Here is a 26,738-nt window from a genome sequence, read left to right as displayed (position 1 = left end):
CAGCTCCGGCAGTTGGCGATAAAAGAAGGTGAGCAACAGAGTACGGATGTGCGAGCCGTCCACGTCCGCATCGGTCATGATAATGATGCGGTGGTAGCGCAGTTTGTCGATATTAAAATCGTCTTTACCAATACCGCAACCTAGCGCGGTAATCAGCGTGCCGACTTCTTGGCTAGAGATCATTTTATCGAAACGTGCGCGTTCTACGTTCAGGATTTTACCTTTCAAAGGCAGAATCGCTTGGAACTTACGATCACGGCCTTGCTTGGCAGATCCACCCGCAGAATCACCCTCGACGAGGTAAATTTCAGATTTTGCAGGGTCTTTTTCTTGGCAATCCGCCAGTTTACCCGGCAGGCCTAGGCCATCTAATACGCCTTTACGGCGGGTTAGCTCACGGGCACGGCGGGCAGCATCGCGGGCGCGGGCTGCATCTACAATCTTGCCGCAGATGATTTTGGCGTCACTTGGGTTTTCTAAGAGGAAATCGGCCAAGGCTTGGCTGATGACTTCGCTGACAACCGGGCCAATTTCGCTAGAAACTAACTTATCTTTAGTCTGGCTGCTGAATTTTGGATCAGGCATTTTCACCGATAGCACGCAGGTCAGGCCTTCGCGCATATCGTCGCCAGAGGTTTCTACCTTGGCTTTTTTAGCGTGATCGTTTTGCTCAATATATTGATTAAGCGTACGGGTCATCACTTGGCGCAGCGCCGTCATATGGCTGCCGCCGTCCCTTTGCGGGATGTTATTGGTAAAGCATTGCACGGATTCTTGGTAGGAATCATTCCATTGCATCGCTACTTCCACAATCATGCCGTCTTTTTCGCCAACCGCATGGAAAATATGTGGGTGCAATACGGATTTATTGCGATTCATATACTGCACAAAACCGCTTACGCCGCCTTCATAGGCAAAGTTTTCTTCTTTGCCGTGGCTGCGATCTAGCAGTTGGATTTTTACACCATTATTCAGGAAAGACAGCTCGCGAATACGCTTTGCCAGAATCTCGAAGTGGTATTCAACCAGGCCAAAAGTCTCGATCGAAGCCATAAAGTGCACTTCGGTACCACGGCGCTCAGTGTCGCCAATCACGGCCAGCGGCGCAACCGCTTCACCTTGACGAAACTCCATGCTATGCGCTTTGCCATTGCGGCGAATAGTCAGCTTCAGCCAGTCAGACAGTGCATTCACCACCGATACACCCACACCGTGCAGCCCGCCAGATACCTTGTAGCTATTCTGGTCAAACTTACCACCGGCGTGCAGCTCGGTCATGACGATTTCGGCGGCAGAGCGCTTAAATTCGTCGTCTTCTTTGATATCCGTTGGGATACCACGGCCGTTGTCTTCCACGCTAATGGAGTTATCGGCATGAATAATCACTTTAATAGTGTCGCAATGCCCTGCTAACGACTCGTCAATGGCGTTATCCAGCACTTCGAACACCATATGGTGCAGGCCGCTGCCGTCCTGTGTATCACCAATATACATGCCCGGACGTTTCCGAACGGCTTCAAGACCTTTCAGAATTTTAATGCTATCGGCGCCATATTCTTGTTGCTCAGACATTGCTAATTCCTTAAATCAACATACGAGCTTGGCCCATTTTTGGCCAAGCTAAATTTTTATAAAGATGTACGCAGTGTGTTCAAGCCCAAAAGCTTGAAACAAAGCCAATCAAAATCATAAAAACAGTGCGAATTATTCTTCGCAACAGGCCTAAATCTAACATCTTACAAATGCAAAAGGCCGGGGCAACCCCGACCTTACTCGTAAACTTACCGAAGCTAGATACGCATTGGCATCACAATGTATTTGAAATGCTCGTTATCTGGAATAGTAACCAGTACCGAAGAAGTGACATCGCCAAAGGAGAAATGCAGCGTTTCAACCGATGTATTGGTCAGTACATCCAGCAGATATTGGATGTTAAAACCAATATCGAGTGGCGCACCGCTGTAAGCCACTTCAACTTCTTCTTGGGCTTCTTCCTGCTCATTGTTATTACACATGATCTTAAGCAGGCCGTCGGTAAGCACTAAGCGCACGCCGCGGAATTTTTCATTCGATAAAATCGCAGCGCGTTGCATAGAGGCCAATAACATCTGGCGCTCAATCAACAGGCCTTTATCATTATTTTGTGGAATCACGCGGTTGTAGTCGGGGAATTTACCGTCCACTACCTTGCTGTGAATCACAATATTGCCAAAAGCAAAGCGCACTTGATTGCTGGCGATATCGATGGTGACTTCGTCATCCGAATCGGCCAGTAATTTGTACAGCTCTAAAATGGTTTTGCGCGGCAAGATCACTTCGTTCTTAGCAAAATCACCAAGGATTTCAGCTGAGGCAAAGGCTAAACGGTGGCCATCAGTGGCAACCAGTTTCAGCAGATTGCCTTCAGTAACCATAAACAAGCCGTTCAAGTAATAACGGATGTCTTGGTGCGCCATCGTAAATTGCGTACGCCCAAGCAAGGCTTTTAACTGGCCTTGTGGCATACGGATCGTGGCGCGCAAATTGGTATCTACCGCAAGCTGCGGGAAATCAGCCGCGGGCAGCGTTTGCAGATTAAAGCGGCTTTTGCCGGCCTTAATCGTCAGACGGCCATCAGCCTCTTCCATGCTAACCACGGTTTTATCCGCAATAGCACGCAAGATATCAGACAGCTTTTTAGCCGCAACTGTAATGGCGAAATCATCGCCAGAAAAGCCTTCCGCCTGACGGCTACTGATCTGAATTTCAAGATCGGTGCCGGTAAAAGACAGGGCGTCACCATCCTTCCTGATCAACACGTTCGAGAGGATGGGCAGGGTGTGCCTGCGCTCAACAATACCGGTGACCGTGGCCAGCGGCTTCAGGAGCGCATCGCGTTCGGCTTGCAAGAGTTGCATGGCGCCTCGTTCCGAAAAATGGGTTTAACCGCAGGATTCTAACCGATTTACAGCATGTGTAGGGAATGAATGGCGCTTCGCCATGTTAAATAAGCACAGCAACATCCAAACTTACAAAACCCGCCTTTTTTTATACAAAACGCATAAACGCACATTGTATTTAAACAAGCGGTAGTGCAGCAGTGGCAACTAAGCCGCCACGCTAAGGATTAACTACGCAGCATTTGCAGCAGCACACCGTACTGGTGAGCAATTTCGCTATCGCTACCGCGCATTTCTTCAATGGTACGGCAGGCATGCAGCACAGTGGTGTGATCGCGCCCGCCAAAAGCTTCACCAATTGCCGGTAAAGACATTTGGGTCAGTTCTTTAGTCAAGGCCATGGCAATTTGCCTTGGCCTTGCAATATCCCGAGTGCGCTTTTTAGAGTGCATATCTGCAATCTTGATTTTATAAAAATCTGCGACCGTTTTCTGAATATTTTCGACCGATACCTGACGGCTGCCAGACGCCAAAATATCTTTCAGCGCTTCTTTAGCTGCATCTAGTGTAATCGGCTGATTGGTAAAGCGCGAATAAGCCAATACCCGTTTCAGCGCACCTTCTAGCTCTCGCACATTAGAGCGGATATGTTTGGCCACAAAAAACGCCACATTGGCATCGAGCTTAAAGTTTTCACGCTCGGCCTTTTTCATCAAAATCGCCACGCGCATTTCTAGCTCTGGCGGCTCAATCGCCACCGTTAAGCCCCATGAAAAACGCGAGGTTAAACGCTCTTGCAAGCCGTCAATTTCTTTTGGATAGCGATCCGAGGTAATAATAATTTGCTTGTGCGCTTCAACAAGGGCGTTAAAGGCGTAGAAGAATTCTTCTTGGGTTTTATCTTTGCCCACAAAAAACTGAATATCGTCGATCAGTAGTAAATCTAGCGAATGGTAGTAGCGCTTAAATTCGTCAAACGCTTTGTGCTGGTAGGCACGCACCACGTCTTGCACGTATTTTTCGGCGTGAATATAACGAATCTTTGCACCAGGATTGCGCTGATGCACATAGTTACCAATAGATTGAATCAAGTGAGTCTTACCCAAGCCCACGCCACCATATACAAACAGCGGGTTGTAGCTGACACCGGGGTTTTCTGCCACTTGAATGGCCGCAGCGCGTGCCAACTGGTTGGCCTTACCGGTAACCAGCGTTTCAAAAGTAAAATTAGGATTAAGCCGCGTGGTTTCATGATTAGCCGCCGAAGCGCTGATCACGGCCTTGGCAGGCGCAGGCTTAGCAACACCGCCCTCTTGGCTGCTGGCTTGTAAGGCAGCCACCGGCCTTGGCATTACACCAACACGCAAAGCAATAACTGGCGCATCGCCACCTATGGCAAAAGTTGCCGCGGCTTCTTCAATCATTCCAAGATAACGATCACGGATAAATTGTAAAAAGATCTGATTCGGCACGATCAGGTTTAAACCCTCATCGGTCATTTCTACCGTAAGCGGTTTAATCCAAATACGAAACTGGTCCGCGCCCAAACGACGCTCCAACTCAGCAAGGCAGTGGGGCCAGCAATTTTCCAGCACAGACATAGGGGTATCCTGTTCGCCGTGATCTGCAAAGATACAAAACAGCCCCACACTGGGGGCTCACGACGAAAACGGTGATGTTTTCAAAAGAGAACGAGGGGCGATTGTACCGCTTCACCCACGACTTATCCACAGCCCGATTATGATGTCGCTTAATAAAATACATTGACACAAGGCCATAGAAGGCATATAAACGGCGGTTTACTTCGATTTTGTTTGGCAGGGATCCAATATTATGAAACGTACATTTCAACCTTCAGTTATCAAACGCAAACGCACTCACGGTTTTCGTGCCCGCATGAAAACAGTTGGCGGCGTTCGCGTTGTTAACGCTCGCCGCGCAAAGGGCCGCAAGGTTTTGACCGCTTAATTGCGGGCATAACCTTGATGCTAAGCTTTGTTGGGACACTCCCAAACTGGTTTTGCGCGCAATATGCGCCTGCTAAAAGCGGATGAATTTTCATCCGTTTTTAGTTTGCGCTGTTCTTCTTCCAACGATTTCTTTCAAGTACTTGGCAAGCCCAACGGGCTAGATCACGCTAGGCTTGGCGTTGTCGTCGGGAAAAAAACAGACAAACGGGCAGTTGGCCGCAATTACATCAAACGCACAGTGCGAGAAACATTTCGCCTGAACGCAAATAAAGTAACCGGCATCGATCTGGTGGTACGTGCACGTCGACCATTTGGGCGAAAAGAAGGCGCTGCAGCACGTGAAGCACTTATTTCACTGCTCGGCAAGATTCACAAATGTCGAAAATAATCGTCGCACTACTGACACTTTATCGGTTTACTATTAGCCCGCTCCTTGGGGCCCGCTGTCGCTACACGCCAACTTGCTCCCAATACGGCATTGAAGCTGTTACACGCTACGGTGTGATAAAAGGGAGCTGGCTAACTATTCGCCGGCTGTGCCGTTGCCACCCTTGGGGTGGATGCGGCCATGATCCGGTACCATAAATCCGCATACCATTTCGAGCACCAATGGATACCAAGAGACTCATCCTCTTTATCGCGTTGTCATTCGGCATCCTCTTCTTCTGGCAGAAGTGGATGGAACAGCGTTACCCTCAAATAAAAACCACGCCTGCTGCTACAGCAAGCGCCACCAATGGCTCTACACCCCAAGCTGCCCCAGGCCAAGCACCTCAAGATGCTGGCAGACTGCAACGCGGTCAGCGCATTACGGTAAAAACCGACCTCTTCAATGCTGAAATCGACACCACCGGTGCCGATCTTCGCCGTGTAGAGCTGCTTAAGCATGGCATGATTGATAATGCTAAAAAGCCATTTGCACTACTACAAGACGAAGGCGAGCATATCTATGTAGCCCAAACCGGCTTGATCGGTGCTGGCCTGCCTACGCATAAAAGCACCTTCACCAGTACCCAAAGCGCTTACCAATTGGCCGATGGTCAAAATGAAGTTGCGGTTCGTTTGGAAGCTGCGGGCCCAGATGGTGTAAAAATCGCTAAGGTGTACACCTTTAAGCGTAATAGCTATCTGATTGATGTGAAGTACGAAATCGTTAACGGCACAAGCAAGCCTTTAACCGCATCGGCTTACTTCCGTCTGCTGCGTGATGGCAAAACACCTGAAGGTAGCGGCGGCCATATGGGCGCAACCACCTTTACTGGCCCCGCTGTTTACACCGACAAGAAGAAATTCCAAAAGGTGGACTTCAGCAAGCTAGACAAGGGTGAAGGCGATTATGAGCAAACTGCCAAAGACGGCTGGGTTGCCATGTTGCAACATTACTTTGCTACCGCATGGATTGTATCCCCAGTGGGTGCACCTGCTGTAGGCGGTGCAAATGGCGTTCGCTACGAGCTGAAAAAGCTGCCAGATGGCTTGTACTCTGCGGGTGTGATTATCGATTTGCCAGCGGTTGCAGCCAATGCCAAGTACGAAACAACCGTGCCATTGTTTGTTGGCCCAGAAGAAACACGTGTACTTGAAACCGTATCGCAAGGCTTTGATCTAATTAAAGATTATGGGATTTTCACCATTTTCTCTAAACCTATCTTCGCCGTGATGGATTTCATCCACAAAATAGTAGGCAACTGGGGTTGGTCAATTATTCTACTGACCATGCTGATCAAAGCGATGTTCTTCCCACTCGCCGCCGCCAGCTACCGCTCAATGGCTAAAATGCGCAAGCTTGCACCGCGCATGGAACAGCTTAAAGCTAAACACGGCGATGACAAGATGAAGTTCCAGCAAGCCGTGATGGAAATGTATAAAACCGAGAAAGTGAACCCGCTAGGTGGTTGTCTGCCGATGCTGGTGCAAATTCCTGTGTTTATTGCACTCTATTGGGCACTGCTGGCATCGGTTGAATTACGCCAAGCGCCGTGGATGTTCTGGATCACTGACTTATCAGTGAAAGATCCTTACTACGTGCTGCCAGTATTGATGACTATCTCGATGTATATCCAAACATCGCTGTCGCCACCACCGCCGGATCCGATGCAAGCTAAGATGATGAAAATTATGCCGCTGATGTTCAGTGTGTTCTTCTTCTTCTTCCCTGCCGGTTTGGTACTGTACTGGGTCGTTAATAACGTGATTTCCATTACTCAGCAATGGTTTATCACGCGCCAGATTGAAAAAGCAGATAACGATAAGCCTGTTAAGCTAGCTAAAACTTAATAAGCCATTCGCCTAAATAACGCCGCCTTCGGGCGGCGTTTTCATTTCAGAGCAGTCGATTTTTTGTGATGACAACACAGCACATCCATGCCGAAATTGAGCAATTTTTTAATAGCTACTGCCTTGCTTACAATCAGCAGAATAGCCTGAGCATTGCAGCGCTATTTGCCATGCCTTCAGGGATTGCTCAGCATGGGCAATACACACATTTTTCTAGCCCAGATGCCACGGCAAACAATATGCAAGAACTTTGCCAGTGGTATACAGAGCAAGGCTTTTTAAAGGCTAGCTTTAAAATTAATCAGCTATTTTTGCAGGGTACTCAACACGCCATCGTAGATATCGATTGGCAAATTGAGCGCAAACAGCCAGCGCCGTGGCAGTTCCATACCACGTATAATCTGATTCAAACACCACAAGGCTGGCGCATCCTGCTTTGTACCGCTTATGAAGAAAGTTTCACTTAATCCCCACACCGAGTTCGCCATGCTCTACACCCCCGACATCATCGCCGCCATTGCCACCGCCCCCGGTCGAGGTGGTGTGGGCGTTATTCGTATTTCTGGCCGCAATCTGGGCGATATCGCCGATCAACTGATCGGCAAGCCACTTAAACCCCGCTACGCCCACTTTGCCCGCTTCAAAGCAGCAGATGGCAGCGTAGTGGATGAAGGGATTGCGCTGTACTTCCCAGGCCCCAACTCTTTTACCGGCGAAGACGTGATCGAGCTGCAAGGCCATGGCGGGCCGATTGTGATGCAAATGCTGTTAGCACGCTGCATTGAGCTAGGTGCGCGCTTTGCCGAAGCGGGCGAGTTCAGTAAACGTGCCTTCTTAAACGATAAAATGGATTTGGCCCAAGCCGAAGCCGTTGCCGATCTGATCGACGCCCAATCTACCGCTGCCGCAAAATCAGCGCTTAAATCACTGGATGGTGCGTTCTCGCGAGAGATTCATGTACTGGTTGACGAGCTAATCACCCTGCGCATGCTAGTTGAAGCCACGCTAGACTTCCCTGAAGAAGATATCGATTTTCTGGAAGCCGCCAATGCCCACGGCAAGTTGCTAGAGCTACAAAGCCAGCTACAACGGGTACTTGGCACCGCCACCCAAGGCAAAATGCTGCGTGAAGGCGTGCATGTTGTGCTCATTGGCCAGCCAAATGTGGGTAAAAGCAGCCTAATGAATGCGCTAGCAGGCGAAGAAATCGCCATTGTTACCGCCATTGCTGGCACCACCCGCGATACGGTGCGAGAACTGATCCAGCTTGACGGCGTTCCTGCCCATATTATTGATACCGCAGGCTTACGTGACACCACCGATACCGTTGAGAAAATCGGCATTGAGCGCACTTGGGCAGCCATTGCCAAGGCCGAACTCGCCCTGCTGCTGATCGACAGCCGCGAAGGCATCACTGCAGACGATCAAGCCATCTTGGATAAACTGCCGCCACAACTACCCGTGCTACGGGTATTTAACAAAATTGATCTAACCGGTGATGTGCCAGGCATCGTGGCCGATAATGAAATCCACGTTTCGGCCAAAGCCGGCATTGGCTTAACTGAGCTGCGTAGCAAGCTACTCACCTTGGTTGGCTGGCACGGCAATGACGACAGCGTGTTTATCGCCCGTGAGCGCCATCTCAACGCCATTCGCCGTGCGGCAGCCCACCTTGCTACCGCTGATATCGCTTATTTGCAAATTGAAATCTTTGCCGAAGAGCTACGCCTAGCCCAAAACGCACTCAGCGAAATCACTGGGCAATTTACTTCAGACGATTTACTTGGCGTGATTTTTAGCCGCTTTTGTATTGGAAAATAAAATAATTTACTAGCCCGCTTTATGCGGGTTTTTTATATAGATGATGTTATAGATAACAATTATTCTTCCACGAAAAACACGCAACAAAACCAGCTAGGCTGGCTGCTACTTTATTTCTCCTGATTATGCCTCTTGCTTAATGGACTATGTGTAGGGTGGGCGCGTTTTTTGCCCACGCTGTGTGCCATCCGCGTGGGCAAGATAAACCACCTTGCCCACCCTACATGGTGTGCCTAAGTTGATAGGATTGGGATACAACCCGTCATGCCAAAGCAAAGTGCAGTTGAAAAAATTGATTTACGTAGGCGTTATTAAGCAAGAGACATAATCAGGGCACAAGGAATGGCCACTATCTAGTGTCTGTTCGTATTTTTCGTGTAGTTTAGTGAAATACAACTATTTACCCTTACCGCGTAACATCCGTTATGTAAAAAATCTATTTTATGCTATGAATAAGGGCCTAGCTAAATCAAGCGGCTCAATTAAACGCCAAAAACAAAAAACAATAATCTATTCATAGCAGATAATTAAAACACTATGAACACACCGTCCTCCAGAGGTTATATTCCAGAGATTGATAGCCTGCGAGCCATCGCCGTGCTATCCGTGATTTTATTTCATTTCAATCCCCTGTTATTACCAGGTGGTTTTGCTGGGGTGGATGTTTTTTTTGTGATTTCGGGCTATGTAGTGAGCAGCAGCCTTGCTAAGCATAATCAAGCTTATTTTCTTAGTTTTACACTCCAATTTTATGCGCGGCGGATTATCAGGATTTACCCTGCACTCCTCGCCTGCTTGGTCATAGTGGGCCTGATTCAAACACTTTTGGTACCTGCATCATGGCTAAGCAATAGCAGCAACAATACCGCCTTATATGCCTTTGCAGGCTTAAGTAATTTTGCCTTAATTTGGTTTAACGACGGTTATTTTTCTCCCCGCGTCGAATTCAATGCCTTTACCCATACTTGGTCTTTGGCCGTAGAAGAACAATTTTACTTATTGTTTCCATTTATATTTTTTATTTGGATAAAATTTAATCAAAAATCTAATATCATTGGTTTTTTATCTCGCTATCTACTACCACTGTTACTGCTTAGCTCTCTTATTTATGCAGCCTATGAAACAAAAACATCACCAGAGCATGCTTATTACCTACTTCCTAGCCGCTTTTGGGAATTAGCCAGTGGCGCCATTTTATTTATTTTACATCAGAAAAATACGTGTTTAGCCCAGCAAAAACACACTTCCAATATTGCGCTATTTTTAGGCTTTGCTTTAATTGCCTTAGGGTTTGTTTATTCTGAGCCGAAGTCATTCCCCTTTCCTTGGGCGCTATTGGCCAGTAGCGGTACCATTTTACTGATTTCGGGGGTTGCCAATGCATCGAACCAAGGTTTATTAAAAAAAGCACTACAGCCTTTACCGCTTGTTTATATCGGAAAAATATCCTATTCACTTTATTTATGGCATTGGCCAATACTAGCGATGTTTAGATGGACTGTAGGTTTAGATCAGCCTATCTATTTAATTACTGCCGCGCTGCTAACAACCTTAATAAGTGTTTTTTCCTATCACTTTATTGAAAAGCCTATTCGCAAGCATCCATTGCTTCATAGCAAACCAAATTGGCAAATTGTCGGTGCAGGCGTTTCTTTTATTATTTTGAGCTTTATATGCACCCAATTTATCTTTAAAGCTCAGCCGTTACTCAGTCTTAGCGTCACCAAAGATGCACAAAATTGGTATCCAGAGCCTTGGGGCTCCGCCAACAACTATCCCCCCATCGCCCGCCATTTCACTAAGCGCAAAATTTTTGTAATGGGAGATTCGCACACAGGTGCTTACCGCACCATGTTAAGGATGTTAAGCGATCAACAAGGCGTAGAAGTTTTCTCTTACTCCGCCGCTGGCTGCGCCATTGCCAACCTGCGCTACACCGCCAATCCTGATTGCAAACGCTTTATTAGCGAATCCCTCGCTGAAATAGAAAAAAACTCAGCGCCAGGTGATGTGGTTTTCTTAGCTTCTTTACGTATGCCACGCTTAAGTGATCAATGGGTTACGTTTCAAGATGATCAAGTCATCGACTCCAACAAAACTGCAGATAGCCCAGAGATGCGCGAGCAAGTGGTAAAAGAAGCCGAAGAGATCATCACTCGCCTAGAACAAGCATCACTGATTGTAATGTTGGATGCCCCTAAACCCATATTTAAATCACCCGCATTTCGTTGTGCGGATTGGTTTAACGCGCAAAACCCCGTTTGCCGTGGTGGGCTAAGCATTAGCCGTCATTTCTTACAAACCATGAGCCAACCAGTAATACGCACCATCAGCACACTGCAAACTAAGCACCCCAAGCTTGTGGTTTGGGACACCATCCCCATCCTCTGCAATACAGAAAACTGCTCGGCCTTTGATGGTAAGCAACCTTTATTTTTTGATGGCGATCATTTAAGCGCCCATGGCAATCGTGTGCTCTATCCCTCATTTCTTTCCATACTCACTGCAATATGGAAAGCAAACCAAGGGTAACGAAGTAACCAAACCCATAAATGAGCGCTATTCACATAGGCTTAAACAAAGCAATGTAGCATCTTACTTGCAGCTGCCTAAAAGCGAAGTGCAAGCTATGCCTTGACTGTATTATTATGCCAATAGTAAGTATCAATACAGCAGAAACTATCTCTGGGTTTGCTTGTCATTCAACTTATAACGCAATCCATACCTTCTTATTTATATTAGCAACTGCAGCAAAGGAGCCCTCCATGAGCACTACTAAGGAACAATCCGTTAAGCGACTTTTTGAACTCATTAACCTTGATGACCTTGCCGCTGTAGAAGCTCAATGGGCAGCCTTTGAGGAAGAAGTCGCTAACTTAGACGATAGTGAAGATGATGAGGAAACCGAAGTCATCTGGATTATCAAAGATGTGATCGATTGGGAATCTGGTTTCTTTGTCGATTGGAAAGACACCGAGTCATTTATTGCCAGCATAGACGCACTGGCAGAGCGGGTAGAGATCAGCATTGATTGGGGCGTTGAAGACACCGACGATGATGATTTTCTAGACAATACCAGCGTGCCAGATCTGATGGAAGCCGCTTACGGACAGCTTAGATCGCAAGGCTATACACTTTGGAACTGGGCCACCGAAGGCGATTGCTACGGCGGTTGGCTAGCCAAAAGCACGGATGACGAAGAAATGCTTAGCCTTTCAGAAGAGCTCGGTGTGGAATTCAGAACCGGCGATATGCCGTTTTAGACTTCAATATGCTGAGTTGATTGGATGTGCGCGTGGGCAAGATAAAGCTTTTGCCCACCCTACAAAACCGGTATTACGCCGCTAGCAGTCTGTCTGACTTTGGCGACCGTAGCGAAAGAATGACCGATTCGAGACAGATTTCACGCATTTTTGAGGCAAATAGCTAGCTTTTTAACGAAAAAATGCGTGGAATATGGCCGAATCCGGCGTTTTTGCAGTAGGTCAGTCCTAAGTCCGACAGGCTGCTAGCAAAGCCCCAGCCAGTGCAAAGCCTGAGCGGTAAGCGCCCTCCACTTTGCCCCCAGCCAGCCAATCCCCAGCTAGCGCTAAGCCATCTGCACTCACTGCATACGGCATTGTGCCTTCTGCCAAGGCTCCACTTGCAAAGCGCCAGCGGTGGGCGCTCATTTTTAGCAGTTTAAACACCGGTAAATGCTCGAGCGGCATATCGTGGAACACGTCGCCAAAAGCACGCGTCAGCATGGCACAGGCTTTATCTGGCGTTAAAGCCAGATGCTCGCGTGACCACTCTGGCGAGGCATGTGCCACCCAGTTTTCTTCTCCGCCACGGCCTGGCTTGCTGGTGTTTCTAGCCAGCCAAGTAAACGGCCCCTGATTAATAAACAAGCCATCAAAAGGCAAATCTATCGGCCTAGCAGAATGAATCAGTAGCGCCCAGCATGGCTCCATCTGGCACGATGCGGCTAATGTAGTGAGTGCGTGCTCTGCGGGCAGTAAGCTGCTGAGTTGCTCAGGTGGCGTGGTCAGCACCACCTGCTTAGCCTGCCAGCTTTGATCCTCTGCCTTCAGTTGCCACACGCCCTCCAACTGCAGCAGTGACTCCGCGTTTACATCAAACAATATATCCAGCCCATCGGCCAGAGCATGCAGCGGCGAATTCATGGCAGGCACACCCACCCAGCGCTGCATTTTGCTAGGCTTGGTGAAGCGTTGGCCATCCCAAGCCTGAATCTTAGCGCTCCACTCGGCTACACAGCCTGCCTGCTGCCAAGCCGCAACTTGCGCAGAAAAACCAGCATCACTGGTGGTAAAGTATTGAGCACCATGATCCCAAGCGCCTTTTTCTGTGCGCCTGCAAGCCATACGCCCCCCTAGGCCACGGGCTTTTTCAAGCAGCAATACTTTTTTGCCTTCATCGTGCAAACGTCGTGCACAGCTTAAGCCCGCCATGCCAGCACCAAGAATAAGGACGTCGTAATGGGAAGACATGAATTCTCTCTTAATTGAATGATTTACTGATCTGGCGAATATTAACAGCCTGCACCTAAAAACCGCAGCCAGCCACAATAAACATAGCCCAAGCCAGTGTACATTTAAGCCACAAACCAGCGTAATTACTTGCTTCTCAGCTTACTGTTTCCCAGATAAACTCTTGCGCTTAAAGAAAAAATATCACTTAGCCATTTCGAGATCACACACATATGACGCTGTTTAAATTATTGGGCGATTTTGTCCGCCGCCACTGGCGTGCCTATATTTTGGCGGCGTTAATGCTATTTGCCGTGGCGGTGCTCACGGTATGGATTCCGCGCAAGGTGGGGTTTCTGATCGATGGCCTAGTCAGCAAATCGATGAGCAATAACGCCATGCTCTGGCAACTGGCTGAGCTGCTCCTCATGGGCCTCGCCATTTATTTTTTGCGCGTTGGCTGGCGCTTACAGCTATTTACTGCCGCCTACCGCCTAGGCATTGAGCTGCGGGTGCAGCTTTACCAAAAGCTTGCGGCTCAGGGCCCAGCGTTTTACCACCGCCAACGTACCGGCGATTTAATGGCACGCGGTACCAATGATATCGATGCAGTAGAAATGGCCGCAGGTGAAGCCATGCTGGCTGGTTTTGATGGCTCGATGACGCTGATCCTGGTGCTGGCCATGATGACACTGGGCATAGACTGGCGCTTAGCCGCCGTTGCCCTGCTGCCTTTTCCGCTGATGGCATTTGGTTTCTGGCGGCTATCCCGTCAGGTGCATCAGGCATCAACCGACTCTTTGCAACGTTTTTCGGCTCTGAACGATCATGTGCAAGAAACGCTGGCTGGGGTAAGAACGCTGCGCGCGCTGGGTTTAGAAGGGCGAAACAGCAAGGTGCTCTCTGACTTGGCGGCCAACGCGGCCAAAGCCAGCCTAGACGCACAGCGCTGGGAAGCGGCCTTTGAGCCAGTCGTTGGCATGACGCTCACCGCCGCCAGTGTATTAACATTGTCTTTAGGCGGCTATCTGGTCTGGCATAGCGAGCTAACCATTGGTGAGCTGACCAGTTTTAGCATGTATCTAGGCCAACTGATCTGGCCAATGTTTGCCGCAGGCTGGGTGCTCTCCCTCTTAGAGCGCGGCAAGGCGGCATGGGAGCGGCTTGATCCGCTGTTAAGCCAGCCACTGACTGTAGACGATCATGGCATCGTTGAAGCCGCACCCAGTGGCTTGCTCAATTTTGATGCCATTGAATTTACTTACCCAGAACAAAACCACGCCGCGCTGGCGGGTATTTCTCTCACTCTTGCTGCTGGGCAAACACTGGCGCTGGTTGGCCCAACCGGCTCGGGTAAATCTACCCTGCTGCGTATGCTGCTGCGCCAGTACCATCCTCAAAGCGGCGCAGTGCGTTGGAACGGCGTTAATGTTGAAGACTATAAGCTGCAGCAGTTGCGCGGCAGCATGAGCTGGGTGCCGCAGGAGTCGTTTTTATTCTCGGCATCAGTCGCAGAAAACATTGCCTTGATTAAACCAGACGCCACGCAAGCAGAGATCGAGCATGTCGCCAAGCTGGCTGCGGTGCACGACGATATCCTGCGCTTGCCGGATGGATATGCCACGCCAGTCGGTGAAAAAGGCGTATCGCTTTCAGGTGGACAGCGCCAGCGCGTCGCCATCGCCCGTGCCCTGCTTTCTGATGCACCACTTTTACTGCTCGACGACGCGCTGTCGGCGGTGGATACACAGACCGAAACGCAAATTCTGGATCACCTAAGGGATGCCAAACAAGGACGCAGCATGATTATCGTCAGCCACCGCCTCTCCGCCGTAGTCGACGCCAACCATATTGCGGTGCTGAAGCACGGCAAGGTAGTAGAAAGCGGCAGCCATCAGGAATTAGTCGAAAAAGATGGCTGGTACGCCAGCCAATGGCGCTATCAACAACTGGAAGCAAGCTTGGAAGAGTAATTAAATAAACCCAAATCTTAAACCACGGAGGAAATGAGAACACGGAGGGCAACGGAGGAAAAACATTCGAGAGAAGGTTTTCTCCCTGAAACTCCGTGTCCTCTGTGTTTGAAGATTTGGGTTTTTAAGCCTTACACTAAATTTGCCCCCAAAGATTTGATATTGGCATTAACCAAAAAGGTTTATTGAATGTCCGAACGTAAGCAGGCCATTTCGCTTCTTAACCAGGCTGCCCTGCCGGAGCGCCGCCATTTGTGGCTGGGGTTGTTTTTTCTGATCTGCGCTGCGCTGCTAGAAGCCGCTGGGCCTTTGCTTGGCAAGGCGTTTATCGATCAGCACTTATTGCCCAAGGTTTTAAACTGGCCTCAGATTTTTATGCTGCTTGGCGGTGCGCTAGCCTGCGGCTGGGCGGCGTCTATCTTGCGCTACTGGCAGTTGCTGCGCCTTGCCGGTGTGGCGATGCGCTCGGTCAAACGCTTGCGTGAGCAGGTTTATAGCCATGTGCTGGCGCTACCCATGGCGTTTTTTGATAAAGCCATCACCGGCCAACTGGTTAGCCGCGTGACCAACGATACCGAATCGGTTAAAGCACTCTATGTGCAAGTACTGTTTGTGATGCTAGACAGCCTGATTGTGGTGCTCGGCACCTTGGCGGCTATGGCGTGGCTAAACTGGCGCTTAATGCTGATCGTACTGATTTTGATTCCTGCCGTGGTTCTGATTGTGTGGCTGTATCAGCGCTGGAGCGCGCCTTCGGTCACCAGAGCGCGCCAATTACGCAGCGATATCAATGCACAAATGGCCGAGTCCATCGCTGGAATGAGCGTAGTACAAGCAACGAACTCTGAGCAACGCTTTAGCGCGCGCTTTGAAAAAACCAACCACAGCCTCTACGCCGCCCGCATGGCTGAGCTGCGTGCCAACGCTTGGCTGCTGCGCCCTGCGCTGGATTTCTTAAACGTGGCGCTGCTTGCCACGGTAATCTGGATGTTTGGCCGGCAAAGCTTCAGCGGGCTAGAAATTGGTGTGCTGTACGCCTTTGTTAGCTATATCGCCCGCGTGGTGGAGCCGCTGATTCAGATCACCATGCAATTTAGCCAGATTCAGCAAGCAGTGGTGTCTGCCGCCCGTGTAAATGTATTGCTGAGCGAAAAACAAGCCACCAACGGGGAAGGCGCAGGCGCGATCAGTCGCGGTGCGGTGCAGTTTAAAGACGTCGCTTTTGGTTATGACGCCAAGCACCCAGTGCTACACGATCTATCCCTGAATATTCCAGCCGGTGCGTTCTACGGCATTGTGGGCCACACCGGCAGCGGTAAATCCACCCTGCTCTCTTTACTGCTACGCTTTTATACACCGCAGGCTGGCAATATCGAAATCGATGGTTTTCCACTATTAGAAATTGGCGACACGGCGTTTAGGGCCGGTGTCGGCTTAGTACCACAAGACCCTTTTCTGCTGGCTGCCAGCGCCCGCGACAATATCGATATGGGCCGCAACCTCAGCTTTGAAGAAATCCAAACCGCGGCCATCGCAGCCAATGTTCACGAGCTGATTTTAAGCCTAGAAAACGGTTACGACACCGATATGGGCGAGAGCGGCACGCGGCTATCTACCGGCCAAAAGCAGCTCATCGCCATCGCCCGCGCATTGGCAGGCAAGCCACGCATCTTGCTGCTGGATGAAGCCACCTCGCATATCGATAGCGAAACCGAGCAAATCGTCCAGCAGGCCCTCAGCCGCTTGCACGGTAAAGTGACCATGATCTCCATCGCCCACCGCCTGTCTACCATCCGCGACGCCGACCAGATCATAGTACTGAACCACGGCCGCATCGCAGAAAAAGGCCACCACGACGAGCTGATGCGGATAGATCGCGGTATCTACCAACGGCTGTACCTCTTGCAGCAGCTGGATGCAATAGTTTAAAAAAACCCAAGATCTGTAGACACAGAGAACGCAGAGTTAAAAGCAGCACATGGAGAAAACCTTAAGATATTTAGGTGTTTAGTTTGTGAGCTCCGTGCTCTCCCTGCTGTGTCTGCAGAACTTAGCTTTCAAAGGCCCCTATGTACACCCCTGCCGCCTTTGCTGTCGATGACGTCGAAACCCTTCATGGATTTATTCATGATTACGGTTTCGCCACGCTGATTAGCCAAGTGGATGGCAAGGCGTTTGCCAGCCATTTGCCGCTTACTTTAATTGCAAAAGAGCAAAAGCTGGTTGGCCATATCGCGAGGGCTAATCCACATTGGCAGGCATGGCAAAACAATGCTCAAGTCTTGGCGATTTTCCAAGGCCCGCACGGCTATATCTCGCATCGCTATTACCCCTGCGGGCCACAAGTGCCTACATGGAACTACAGCGCAGTGCATGTGACCGGCCAGATTCAATTATTAGATAATCCCGCGCAGGCCTTAGCCACCCTTGTCTCCCAATACGAAGGCGAGCCCTATGCGCGGCCAGATATCATGCCCGCCGAATTTATCCAGCGCTTGCAGGCGGCGATTGTGAGCTTTGAAATTAAAATTGAATCACTAAGCGGAAAATTCAAACTTTCACAAAACAAATCCCACGCCGAGCAAGACCGCATTATTCAAGCCTTAACCCAAGGCTCGCCAGCCGATCAGGAACTGGCGGCTTTTATGCAAAAACACAAACCCACGTCTTGAAACACAGAGCTCTAGGACACACGGAGTTTCACGGAGAAAACTACTCCTTAAAGTTTTCTCCGTGTTCTCCCTCTTCTCATTTAGCTCTGTGTCTACAGAACTTCGCTTTTAAAGTGTGCAGGGGGGCCTTTGGGCTAAGAACTTGCCAGCTTTTATGCAAAAGTAGCCAATAATCGGGCAAAATAGCGGCCTGTTGCTCCACTCTGATGCCTTAAGGAATTGCGATGACCGGCCTTACCACAACCAACCTGACCAGCCTGACTAAGATTTACTCGGGCAAAGTGCGCGATTTGTATGCGATTGATGATGCACGCATGCTGATGATCGCTACCGACCGGCTTTCCGCTTTTGACGTAATTCTGGCCGAGCCAATTCCAGAAAAAGGCAAAATCCTCACCGCTATTTCTAACTTTTGGTTTGATAAACTAAAAGACGTAGTACCTAGCCATTTCACCGGCGAGCGTGCAGAAGACGTGGTCAGCGCAGCAGATCTGCCCCAAGTTGAAGGCCGTGCCGTGGTGGTAAAACGCCTGAAACCCGTTGCGGTTGAAGCGATTGTTCGTGGCTATATCGCAGGATCGGGCTGGAAAGAATATCAACAGCACGGCACCATTTGCGGCATGGCTTTACCCGCTGGCCTACGCGAAGCCGATCAATTACCTGAGCCTATTTTCACGCCATCAACCAAGGCAGAATTGGGTGATCACGATGAAAACATTAGCTACGCACGTTGCGAAGAAGTGATTGGGGTAGAGCTTGCCGCTAAAGTGCGCGATACCGCCATTGCGCTGTATAAAGCCGCCAGCGTTTACGCTGCAACGCGTGGCATTATTATTGCCGACACTAAGTTTGAGTTTGGTCTAGACGTAGACGGCACCCTCTGCCTGATGGACGAAGCGCTAACGCCAGATTCCAGCCGCTTCTGGCCTGCTGATCAATACGTGCCGGGCAGCAACCCACCTAGCTACGATAAGCAATTTGTACGTGATTGGCTGGAAACCACTGGCTGGGATAAAACCCCGCCAGCCCCTGCCCTGCCTTTAGAAGTAGCGGAAAAAACTGCAGCTAAATATCGCGAAGCACTGGATAAGCTGACTAAATAAGCCGTATTAGCCGCCCTAGCTATGCTGGGGCGGCTCCTCCACGCCATACTCTTGGCATAAAGCTAAATTCTGCCTAAAATTTCAGCGATTCACTACGTCAAACATGCCTTGCAATAGTAAGACGGTATAAAGCCTACGCGGCTGCTAAACTTAGACATTCCCGTGTCTAGTGTTAAGCCAATATGCTTAAATTCTTACAAAAACTCTTTGCTAAGCCCACTCCAGCTCCCGCCCCTCCAAGTAAACCCATTCAAGCAACGCCAGCCATTGCGCTGCAACTACAGCATGTCAATATTATTGATGGCAGCAGCAGAATTGTTGGCAGCCTGCTACGCAGACGGCAGCAAAATAAAGAAAGCATTGCCCAAATTTTAGCCGAAGAGGCGGCATTAATTTGCCATACGGTACGCCTAGGTACGGTCATGGGGAAAAAACGTCTACGACTATTGGAAATTTCTGCGGGTAGCCTGCTTCAGCCTGAGCTCACTCAATTTGCTACACAAAACGGCATGCTGCTGCTCAATACCAATACCGCGCTACCAGAGGGCGGCTTAATTACCTTACAAAAGCTACAAAAAGCAGGCCTAGGAGTAGCCCTGCAGCTTCCTGCCACTTGGTCTTCCGAAATCATCGCCCAAGCGCAATGGCTCGCTTTTTCTGTAAATGGCAAACTTGCCCCTGACATAGAAAGGCTGGTGCGCCGTATCAAAGCACAGGGCCCAAACAAGCCTGTGTTGATGCTTGATCTAGCATGGCATGATGAGTTTCAACTCTGCCAACAACTAGAAATCAGCTATGCCGCAGGGCGCTTATTTCATCAAAACACCTGGCAAGAAGGGCCAATTGAGGCAGGTTTTTTACGTGTGATGGATTTACTTAATCTACTACGCCAAGATGCCAGCAATAGTGATATTGCCCTTTCACTTAAAACTGATCCACTGCTCTCTTTCCGAGTATTGGCGCAAGCCAATTCTGCCGCCGAAGCTAGAAATAAAAAAATTGATACGCTAGATCAAGCTTTAGTAGCACTAGGGCGGGAGCGGCTTTATCGCTGGTTATCTTTGCTGCTGTTTTCTTTACCTGGCCAAGAAAAACCCAATCCTTCTCTCTTAGAACACGCCCTATTACGTGCCGAGCTCACTGAGCGCTTAGGTAGCCAGCGCTGGCCACAGGAAAAAGATCATTTATATCTACTCGGCCTGTTTTCAGTGCTAGAGCAATTAATACACCGGCCCTTATCCCAAATTGTTGGGCTACTCAAGCTACCAGAGGCCATTTGTGCCGCCCTACTCAAAGGCACAGGCCCCTACGCCCCTTTTCTCAACTTAGCCATCGCCAGCGAATCAGCACAGTGCCCAGATGGAAAACTCTTGGTTGAGTGCGGTATCAACGCCAATCACTACTTCACCCTTTACTATGAAGCCCTGCTTAGCGTTGAGGCAGCTTGTGAAGAGCACCAGTAACTGATGTTACGCAGCCAAAACCCAAATCTTGAACCACAGAGAAAAACAGAAGCTAAATTTAGATTTTTTTGGGGTTTTTAGTCATTTACAAACCCTGCCTTCTGCATTTTTATCGCCACTCGCGGCACGGGGCTTAAAGCTCCCCTTGAAGCACGCATCCGATCCAGCGGGGCGGGGGATTGCTTGGATGCGAGGCACGAGCCAAACCCGCCGCCGCCAACTCGATTGGACCGCAGTAGGGAATTTAATGCTGATGAGGTTTCGATTTTGCTGCCTTTCTTGGCCGTTCAAGAAAGGGAGTCCCAGCAGAGGGCGCACCAACATCAACGTGCTAAAGGCACTTAAAAGTTGATCACTGCGCAATATCAGTTAGTAACTAAAACAATCGCTCAGCAAACAATGCGGGTTCAAATACCTTGCGCCACTCTGGCTGGTGCGCTGGAACAAGCGTATCAGACGCACGGCTGCATAGGCTAGATAAGGCCCCCCAGAACGGGTCATCCCCAGACACCAGCTGAGCCAGCTCCCCTGGTAAGCAAAACATCGGTTTCTCCGCTAGATTACTCGCCATACTGGCTGCCAGCTCTGGCGTGCTGGCCTTGATAAACAGCGGCACTTCGGCGCGTTTACGCCACTGCGCCGGAGTCAGATTGTAGGCAAATCTAAATTTATCATTGCGCTCACCTTTTTCCCGGAAGAAACCGTCATCAAACACACCCTTGCGGTAAAACACGGCCGTTAATGAGGGTTTGTGATCACCAATCAGAGCAATCACTAGCGGGCGTTTGCGTTTTTTTGCCTGCGCTTCCAGCTGTTTTACAAATTTCTCCAGATGCGTCACTGCCGCATCCAAGCGCTGATTGTAATCTCTAAGGCCGCCGTCAAAATCTCTGTCGGTGTAATTACCGTGTGTCATCACCGTCACCAGCGACAACATAGTTTTGCCTTTGGCGGGGCCTTCCGCGTAAGCCTTCAGTGCCGCACCGTACAAAAGACCATCGTCCGGCCAGGTTCTGGTTTTCCATGACATTTCTTCTACAAAGCGCGTCGAATCAAAACCAAAGCTTGGGTAAACATCTCGGCGCTTCCAGAAATTACCATGAAAGTTATGCATACCTATCGTTCGGTATCCGGCATCTTTGTATCGGGATACCAAGGTTGCCGCGTTGCTGCGATAGCTGCTGGCGTAATTTTGATAATCAATTCCTGGCAGAACTGCCGAGGATAAACCGGTCAGCATTTCAAACTCGGCCTCGGCAGTACCACCGCCATACACGGGGCTGAGCATCATACTGGCGCTAAAGCCCTTTTCTTTTAAGCGGGCGATTGGGGTAGTAAAACGCTCGTCATTCAGGCTGGTAAAACAAGCCTCACACAAAATTAACGCCACATCAGGCTCTATCACTTCCTGTGTTTTAAGCGCGCCCAGCTGATAAAAAGTGTGTGGCCCTGCGGCAGGTAGCTTAACGCTTTCAGCGGTTTGGTAAAGATGGACTAAAAGCCCATTCTGGCGGGTATTTTGGATAAAATTATAGGAAAGGTAAGGTGCCTTAAAATGATCAACTAGATTGTTTGAGATGGTCTTAGTTAAAATACCGTGATCAAAAATACGTACCAGTAACAGCACGGGCAGCAGCAAGGCCAGCACCAAACGCCACCAAGCAAAGCGCGGCCTTTTCCAAATACCAAGGCCAATTGCCAGCATGGCAAGCAGCGCAAAAACAATCATTTCCCAGTTTAAATAGCTAGCCAGTGACGCGCCTTGCGAGACTTCAAATAAATCTCTGGCTAACAGCGGCTCGCCTGTCTGGCCTTCTTTTAACCAGCTAGCGTGACACAGCAAGCCTTCAAAGCTGATGGCGGCCACAGCGGCAGCCCAGCGATTCAAGGGCAGCGCAAGCAACGCAAATAGCAAAGCAGAAAACAAGAGGCGCTGTGGGCTCCAGCTGCTATCCACCAAATAACGCCCGAGCAAAAGCAGGGCAAGCGGCCCAGCAATCAAAACCAACTGGCCGCTGATTTTTTTAAAAGAATTAAGACTCACAGAGTACGACATAGTCATAAATAAACGAGTACACATCATCCAGAAGGGCGGCAAATCTAGCATAAAATCAAGAGATTAGCGTCTTAAAATTGTCATGAAGAACAATATTTACAGTGTATTCCACACTTTATAAGCGCCCGCCTCCCTATTCTGGCAATAAAAACCTACATCATTCATCTGGCATTTATACCAGACATGCTATCCATATAGCCGTTATCCTCAGGCATAAGCGATATGCACATAAAGGATAAAGATGTATCAGGGAGAGCGCTTTAATAGCTGGAGCCATCTGATCGGCTCGGCCCTCGCGATCAGTGGGCTGATTCTGCTAATCACCTTTGCAGCCATGACCGGCGACCCGTGGAAAATTGCTAGCGTCACCGTTTATGGCAGTACGCTGGTGGTGCTGTATGTGATCTCCACTCTCTATCACTCGCTGACAGGTAGAGCTAAGGCGGTTTTCCAACGGCTGGATCACTGCGCCATTTATTTGCTCATTGCAGGCAGCTATACGCCATTTGCACTGGTCACCCTGCGCGGCCCTTTAGGCTGGACGCTATTTGGTGTGATTTGGGCACTGGCAATCATCGGCATCGTACAAGAAAATATTCTAGGCAAACGCACCCGCGCCTTGTCGCTCGTGATTTACGTAGTGATGGGCTGGTTAATTATTTTTGCCATCAAGCCCTTAGCAGCGGCCCTGCCTGCAGCGGGCATGACTTGGCTGGCGGCTGGCGGGGTGGTGTATACGGTGGGGATTGTTTTTTATGTGCTCGACACCCGCATCCCGCACGGGCACGGCATTTGGCATTTATTTGTGCTGGGTGGCAGCTTGTGCCAATTTATCAGCATCTTGTTTTATGTAGTGTAGGGTGGGCACACGCCCTATCGTGCCCACGCGGGGAGCACAGACGCGTGGGCATAAAAACTTGCCCACCCTACATGACTTCTCTCCGTGGAGCTGCGTGTCCTCTGTGGTTCAAGGTTTAAGTTTTGTCGCTGGCCAGCTACTGCAATAAGCTCCACAGCATCTTACTTGCCAGCACAATTAATAATGCTGCAAAGCATTTCTTCAGCACCGGCACTGGCAGGCGGTGTGCCGCCGCTGCGCCGACTTTTGCCATGGGGAAACTCGCCAGTACAATGCCCGCTAAGGCGGGTAAATAGACAAAACCTAGCGCGCCCTGTGGCAAGCTGGCTGCAGACCAGCCGCTGACGATATATCCCAGCGCACCGGCCAGTGCAATCGGCAGGCCAATCGCTGCCGATGTGCCGATCGCTTCTTTCACCGGCACATTGCAAAGCGTCATAAACGGCACTGACAAAGAACCGCCGCCAATGCCCACCCAGCTAGAAACAAGGCCAATCGTCGTCCCCACCACGCTCATCCCGCCCACGGCAGGTAATGCTCTGGATGGCTTAGGCTTGAAATCTAGCAACATTTGCGCCGCCACCAAATAAGCAAACACCACAAAAAACCACTGTAAACCTAGCCCAGGCACAGACGCCGCCAGCTGCGCGCCCGCAAAAGTGCCAAATAAGATCCCTGGAGTAATCATCTTCACCACAGGCCAGCGCACCGCTCCGCGCCCATGATGCGCTTTCAAGCTGGCAATGCCGGTAAAGACAATCGTCGCCATTGATGTGCCTAGCGCCAAATGCTGATGATGCTCGGGAGGCAGGCCCAGCAAAACAAAGACATACAGCAGAGCAGGCACAATCACGAGGCCACCGCCCACACCTAGCAAGCCCGCTAAAAACCCAGCCACCAGTCCTACACAGAGATAGGCCAAAATTGCAGTTAGCATGCTAGTTTTTCCAAGATAAATGCGGCATCTTGTGCAGCCACAGGGGTAATCGACAAGCGCGAGCCTTTTTTCAGCAACAGCATTTCGGCCAGCTCCGGGTAGCCTCGTAGCTCGTTCAAACTGAGCAAGCGGGTTTTTTGTATGAAACGCACGTCAACTTGCTGCCAACGTGGGGATTCTTGCGTCGATTTGCTATCAAAATACTCAGAGCTGGTATCAAACTGAGTTGGGTCTGGATAGGCGCAGCTATCAACCTTGGCAAGGCCTGCAATACCCGGCTCTTTGCAGCTGGAGTGATAAAAAAACACTCGATCACCTAGCTGCATCTTATCCCGCATAAAATTACGCGCCTGATAATTACGCACCCCATACCAGCCCACCGTCTGCTCTGGGCAAGCCGCCAGATCATCAATCGACACCTCATCCGGCTCAGATTTCATTAACCAATAATTCATAATTAGCCCCAACTTGTAAGCACTCCCGAGTGGTTTATTGAGCTAAACCTTAACCGTATCCCATACCAACTTAGAAATCAGCGTAACTGACAAAATCAAAAATAACCGCCGTACCCAGACGTTGCCGCCTTTTAATGCCATTTTACTCCCCACTTGCGCTCCAGCGATATTAGCAAGGCCCATAGGAATGGCGTAGCCCCAGATCACCATTTGTGCGGGGATAAAAAACATCAGCGCGGCCAGATTGGTGGCTAGGTTGACCACTTTGGCCGATGCCGAAGCACGTAAAAAATCAAAATGAAACAGCCGTACAAATAAGAAAATCAGAAATGAGCCAGTGCCGGGGCCAAAAAAGCCATCGTAAAACCCAATCACTACGCCAATCAGTAGGCCGATGTATAAATCGCGGCGGGTCAGCTCACGCTCAGCATCTTCGTGCCCAAAAGAAGGCTTAAGCCAGGTGTAGACCAACATAACTGCCAGCAGGCCAATCACCAACGGGCGCACCCATTCCAGCGGCAAAAAGTGTAAGGAGCGCGCCCCCAGATAGGAGCCAACAAAGGCAGCAGCGGCGGTTGGCAATAAGATATTCCACGGCAGCTTAACCCGCCGCGCATAGCGAACGGCGGCAGAAGCCGTACCCATCATTGATGCTAGTTTATTGGTGCCAAACAATGCCGCTGGGACTTCACGCGGCAAAATAGCAAATAGACCAGGAATCATCACCAGCCCACCGCCCCCCACGGCGGCATCAATTAAACCGGCAGTAAAAGCGAGCGGAAGCAGAAGAATTAAATCAGTAAGCATAGAGACTCGCAGATGCAGATAGCGGACTATTATCGTGCAAGCTTTGGATAAGTAACAGAGGCAGATTTCTTTAACATCCACCGTAACAGATAAAGAAATAGAGCACAGATGTGCTCTATTTCTTCAAAGATGGGCAGCAAGTTGCAGAGACTTTATGCAGGAGGAAATACAACCCCATAGACACTAAGCCCTTTTTATTCTTTAGCAAAAACAACGAAAAGCGCATGGACTGCACTCTCAAAATGGGGCTTTAGAGTCCCCTTGAAACCGCGACACGAGGAACAAGCGGGCGGGGTTTCGGCGAGGACTGTTTGAGCGAAGCGAGTTCCTCAGCCGCCGCTCGATTGTCCGCAGATGAGGAGTCTTCGTGTTTCGTGGGGTCGCCTTCTTTGCTTACTTTCTTGGCGAAGCAGAAATCAAAGACTTCGCGGGGGCCCCCGCACCTAAATCAACGTGCCGAAGGCACTAAAAAGACAAGTACTTTGTAACATCAGTTGCTAAATATGAAAAAAACAGAACGCCGCAGCGCTCTGTTTTTGATGGCAGGGCAAAATGCCCACCAAACAATTAGCCTAACAAAATCCGCAACATACGGCGCAATGGCTCGGCAGCGCCCCAGAGCAGTTGATCACCAATCACAAAGGCACTGATATATTCAGGGCCCATATTCAGCTTACGTACACGGCCTACGCCAATATCCATTTTGCCGGTGATTGCAGCGGGAGTTAGCTCTTTAACCGTAACTGCACGATCATTTGGCACCCATTTAACCCACTGATTGCCAGATTGAATCAGCGCTTCAATTTCGCTTAGCGGCAGATCTTTATTCAGTTTAATGGTTAAGGCAAGGCTATGGCAGCGCATTGCGCCGATACGCACACAGAGGCCATCAACGGGGATTGGCGCTTCATTACCGAGGATTTTATTCACCTCAGCTTGACCTTTCCATTCTTCCTTAGTCTGGCCGTTATCAAGCTGCGCATCAATCCAAGGG

Annotated in this window: 23 protein-coding genes; 14 read left to right on the top strand and 9 right to left on the bottom strand. The window is 49.7% G+C overall.

The genetic code is table 11. From position 1 onward, the window contains the following. The 3 genes from Q0R17_RS07650 to dnaA all read right to left on the bottom strand — a co-directional run. A partial coding sequence (locus Q0R17_RS07650; protein ID WP_293933606.1) for a DNA gyrase subunit B occupies positions 1 to 1,572 on the bottom strand: 1,572 nt, incomplete at its 3' end. 218 nt (positions 1,573 to 1,790) lie between these two features. Next, entirely contained in the window at positions 1,791 to 2,897 is a 1,107-nt protein-coding gene (gene dnaN, locus Q0R17_RS07645) for a DNA polymerase III subunit beta (RefSeq protein ID WP_293933604.1), read from the bottom strand. A gap of 209 nt (positions 2,898 to 3,106) precedes the next feature. After that, a complete protein-coding gene (gene dnaA / locus Q0R17_RS07640; RefSeq protein WP_293933602.1) occupies positions 3,107 to 4,480 on the bottom strand; it encodes a chromosomal replication initiator protein DnaA in 1,374 nt (457 codons plus the stop codon). Positions 4,481 to 4,712: 232 nt separating this feature from the next. On the opposite strand from dnaA, the gene rpmH reads away from it, so the two are divergent. The 8 genes from rpmH to Q0R17_RS07600 all read left to right on the top strand — a co-directional run bounded on the left by rpmH (position 4,713) and on the right by Q0R17_RS07600 (position 12,210). Then, positions 4,713 to 4,847 carry a 50S ribosomal protein L34 gene (rpmH, locus tag Q0R17_RS07635; RefSeq protein ID WP_293933600.1) on the top strand — a complete coding sequence of 45 codons (135 nt, stop codon included), beginning with the start codon at positions 4,713 to 4,715 and terminating at the stop codon, positions 4,845 to 4,847. A 63-nt stretch (positions 4,848 to 4,910) separates the two neighbouring features. After that, entirely contained in the window at positions 4,911 to 5,237 is a 327-nt protein-coding gene (gene rnpA, locus Q0R17_RS07630) for a ribonuclease P protein component (protein ID WP_293933598.1), read from the top strand. Then, the gene (gene yidD / locus Q0R17_RS07625) at positions 5,225 to 5,434 is read left to right on the top strand and encodes a membrane protein insertion efficiency factor YidD (RefSeq protein ID WP_293933597.1); all 210 of its coding nucleotides are present in this window, start codon (positions 5,225 to 5,227) and stop codon (positions 5,432 to 5,434) included. The genes rnpA and yidD overlap by 13 nt, the downstream gene beginning before the upstream one ends. Before the next feature lie 24 nt (positions 5,435 to 5,458). Beyond that, entirely contained in the window at positions 5,459 to 7,126 is a 1,668-nt protein-coding gene (gene yidC, locus Q0R17_RS07620; protein ID WP_293933594.1) for a membrane protein insertase YidC, read from the top strand. 68 nt (positions 7,127 to 7,194) lie between these two features. After that, entirely contained in the window at positions 7,195 to 7,593 is a 399-nt protein-coding gene (locus Q0R17_RS07615) for a hypothetical protein (protein ID WP_293933591.1), read from the top strand. 19 nt (positions 7,594 to 7,612) lie between these two features. Further along, positions 7,613 to 8,947, top strand: coding sequence for a tRNA uridine-5-carboxymethylaminomethyl(34) synthesis GTPase MnmE (mnmE, locus tag Q0R17_RS07610; RefSeq protein WP_293933610.1), 1,335 nt, complete (start codon positions 7,613 to 7,615; stop codon positions 8,945 to 8,947). Positions 8,948 to 9,484: 537 nt separating this feature from the next. After that, complete coding sequence (locus Q0R17_RS07605) at positions 9,485 to 11,479, top strand: acyltransferase family protein (RefSeq protein WP_293933589.1); 1,995 nt, start codon at positions 9,485 to 9,487, stop codon at positions 11,477 to 11,479. A 233-nt stretch (positions 11,480 to 11,712) separates the two neighbouring features. After that, positions 11,713 to 12,210 carry a hypothetical protein gene (locus Q0R17_RS07600; RefSeq protein ID WP_293933587.1) on the top strand — a complete coding sequence of 166 codons (498 nt, stop codon included), beginning with the start codon at positions 11,713 to 11,715 and terminating at the stop codon, positions 12,208 to 12,210. A gap of 228 nt (positions 12,211 to 12,438) precedes the next feature. Here Q0R17_RS07600 and Q0R17_RS07595 read toward each other — a convergent pair whose 3' ends face one another. Beyond that, entirely contained in the window at positions 12,439 to 13,440 is a 1,002-nt protein-coding gene (locus tag Q0R17_RS07595; protein ID WP_293933586.1) for an NAD(P)/FAD-dependent oxidoreductase, read from the bottom strand. A gap of 212 nt (positions 13,441 to 13,652) precedes the next feature. Between Q0R17_RS07595 and Q0R17_RS07590 the strand changes: the two genes are divergently transcribed. The 5 genes from Q0R17_RS07590 to Q0R17_RS07570 all read left to right on the top strand — a co-directional run bounded on the left by Q0R17_RS07590 (position 13,653) and on the right by Q0R17_RS07570 (position 20,630). Then, a complete protein-coding gene (locus tag Q0R17_RS07590; RefSeq protein ID WP_293933584.1) occupies positions 13,653 to 15,392 on the top strand; it encodes an ATP-binding cassette domain-containing protein in 1,740 nt (579 codons plus the stop codon). 189 nt (positions 15,393 to 15,581) lie between these two features. Next, on the top strand, positions 15,582 to 17,321 hold the full coding sequence (locus tag Q0R17_RS07585) for an ABC transporter ATP-binding protein (protein WP_293933582.1): 1,740 nt from the start codon (positions 15,582 to 15,584) through the stop codon (positions 17,319 to 17,321). Between the two features lie 140 nt (positions 17,322 to 17,461). Continuing rightward, positions 17,462 to 18,064 (top strand): FMN-binding negative transcriptional regulator, encoded by a 603-nt coding sequence (locus Q0R17_RS07580; RefSeq protein ID WP_293933579.1) that lies wholly within the window; start codon positions 17,462 to 17,464, stop codon positions 18,062 to 18,064. A 224-nt stretch (positions 18,065 to 18,288) separates the two neighbouring features. Then, positions 18,289 to 19,167 carry a phosphoribosylaminoimidazolesuccinocarboxamide synthase gene (locus tag Q0R17_RS07575; protein WP_293933576.1) on the top strand — a complete coding sequence of 293 codons (879 nt, stop codon included), beginning with the start codon at positions 18,289 to 18,291 and terminating at the stop codon, positions 19,165 to 19,167. A gap of 182 nt (positions 19,168 to 19,349) precedes the next feature. Next, complete coding sequence (locus Q0R17_RS07570; RefSeq protein ID WP_293933575.1) at positions 19,350 to 20,630, top strand: EAL and HDOD domain-containing protein; 1,281 nt, start codon at positions 19,350 to 19,352, stop codon at positions 20,628 to 20,630. 376 nt (positions 20,631 to 21,006) lie between these two features. On the opposite strand, the gene Q0R17_RS07565 is transcribed toward Q0R17_RS07570, so the two are convergent. Further along, positions 21,007 to 22,674, bottom strand: coding sequence for an LTA synthase family protein (locus Q0R17_RS07565; RefSeq protein ID WP_293933574.1), 1,668 nt, complete (start codon positions 22,672 to 22,674; stop codon positions 21,007 to 21,009). A 253-nt stretch (positions 22,675 to 22,927) separates the two neighbouring features. Here Q0R17_RS07565 and Q0R17_RS07560 point away from each other — a divergent pair, with 253 nt between their 5' ends. Then, a complete protein-coding gene (locus Q0R17_RS07560; RefSeq protein WP_293933573.1) occupies positions 22,928 to 23,545 on the top strand; it encodes a hemolysin III family protein in 618 nt (205 codons plus the stop codon). Positions 23,546 to 23,681: 136 nt separating this feature from the next. On the opposite strand, the gene Q0R17_RS07555 is transcribed toward Q0R17_RS07560, so the two are convergent. The 4 genes from Q0R17_RS07555 to Q0R17_RS07540 all read right to left on the bottom strand — a co-directional run. Next, positions 23,682 to 24,482 carry a sulfite exporter TauE/SafE family protein gene (locus tag Q0R17_RS07555; protein WP_293933570.1) on the bottom strand — a complete coding sequence of 267 codons (801 nt, stop codon included), beginning with the start codon at positions 24,480 to 24,482 and terminating at the stop codon, positions 23,682 to 23,684. Then, positions 24,476 to 24,937 carry an EVE domain-containing protein gene (locus Q0R17_RS07550; protein ID WP_293933568.1) on the bottom strand — a complete coding sequence of 154 codons (462 nt, stop codon included), beginning with the start codon at positions 24,935 to 24,937 and terminating at the stop codon, positions 24,476 to 24,478. The genes Q0R17_RS07555 and Q0R17_RS07550 overlap by 7 nt, the downstream gene beginning before the upstream one ends. A 42-nt stretch (positions 24,938 to 24,979) precedes the next feature. Beyond that, positions 24,980 to 25,744: a TSUP family transporter gene (locus tag Q0R17_RS07545; protein ID WP_293933565.1), complete on the bottom strand. Its 765-nt coding sequence runs from the start codon at positions 25,742 to 25,744 to the stop codon at positions 24,980 to 24,982. Between the two features lie 567 nt (positions 25,745 to 26,311). Beyond that, positions 26,312 to 26,738: aspartate-semialdehyde dehydrogenase (locus Q0R17_RS07540; RefSeq protein ID WP_293933563.1), on the bottom strand; the 427-nt coding region annotated here is incomplete at its 5' end.

Source organism: Iodobacter sp., from assembly GCF_025352645.1.
Classification (GTDB): domain Bacteria; phylum Pseudomonadota; class Gammaproteobacteria; order Burkholderiales; family Chitinibacteraceae; genus Iodobacter.
The sequence above is the reverse complement of the archived record's forward strand: the minus strand, read 5'-3'. Positions and strand labels throughout refer to the sequence as shown.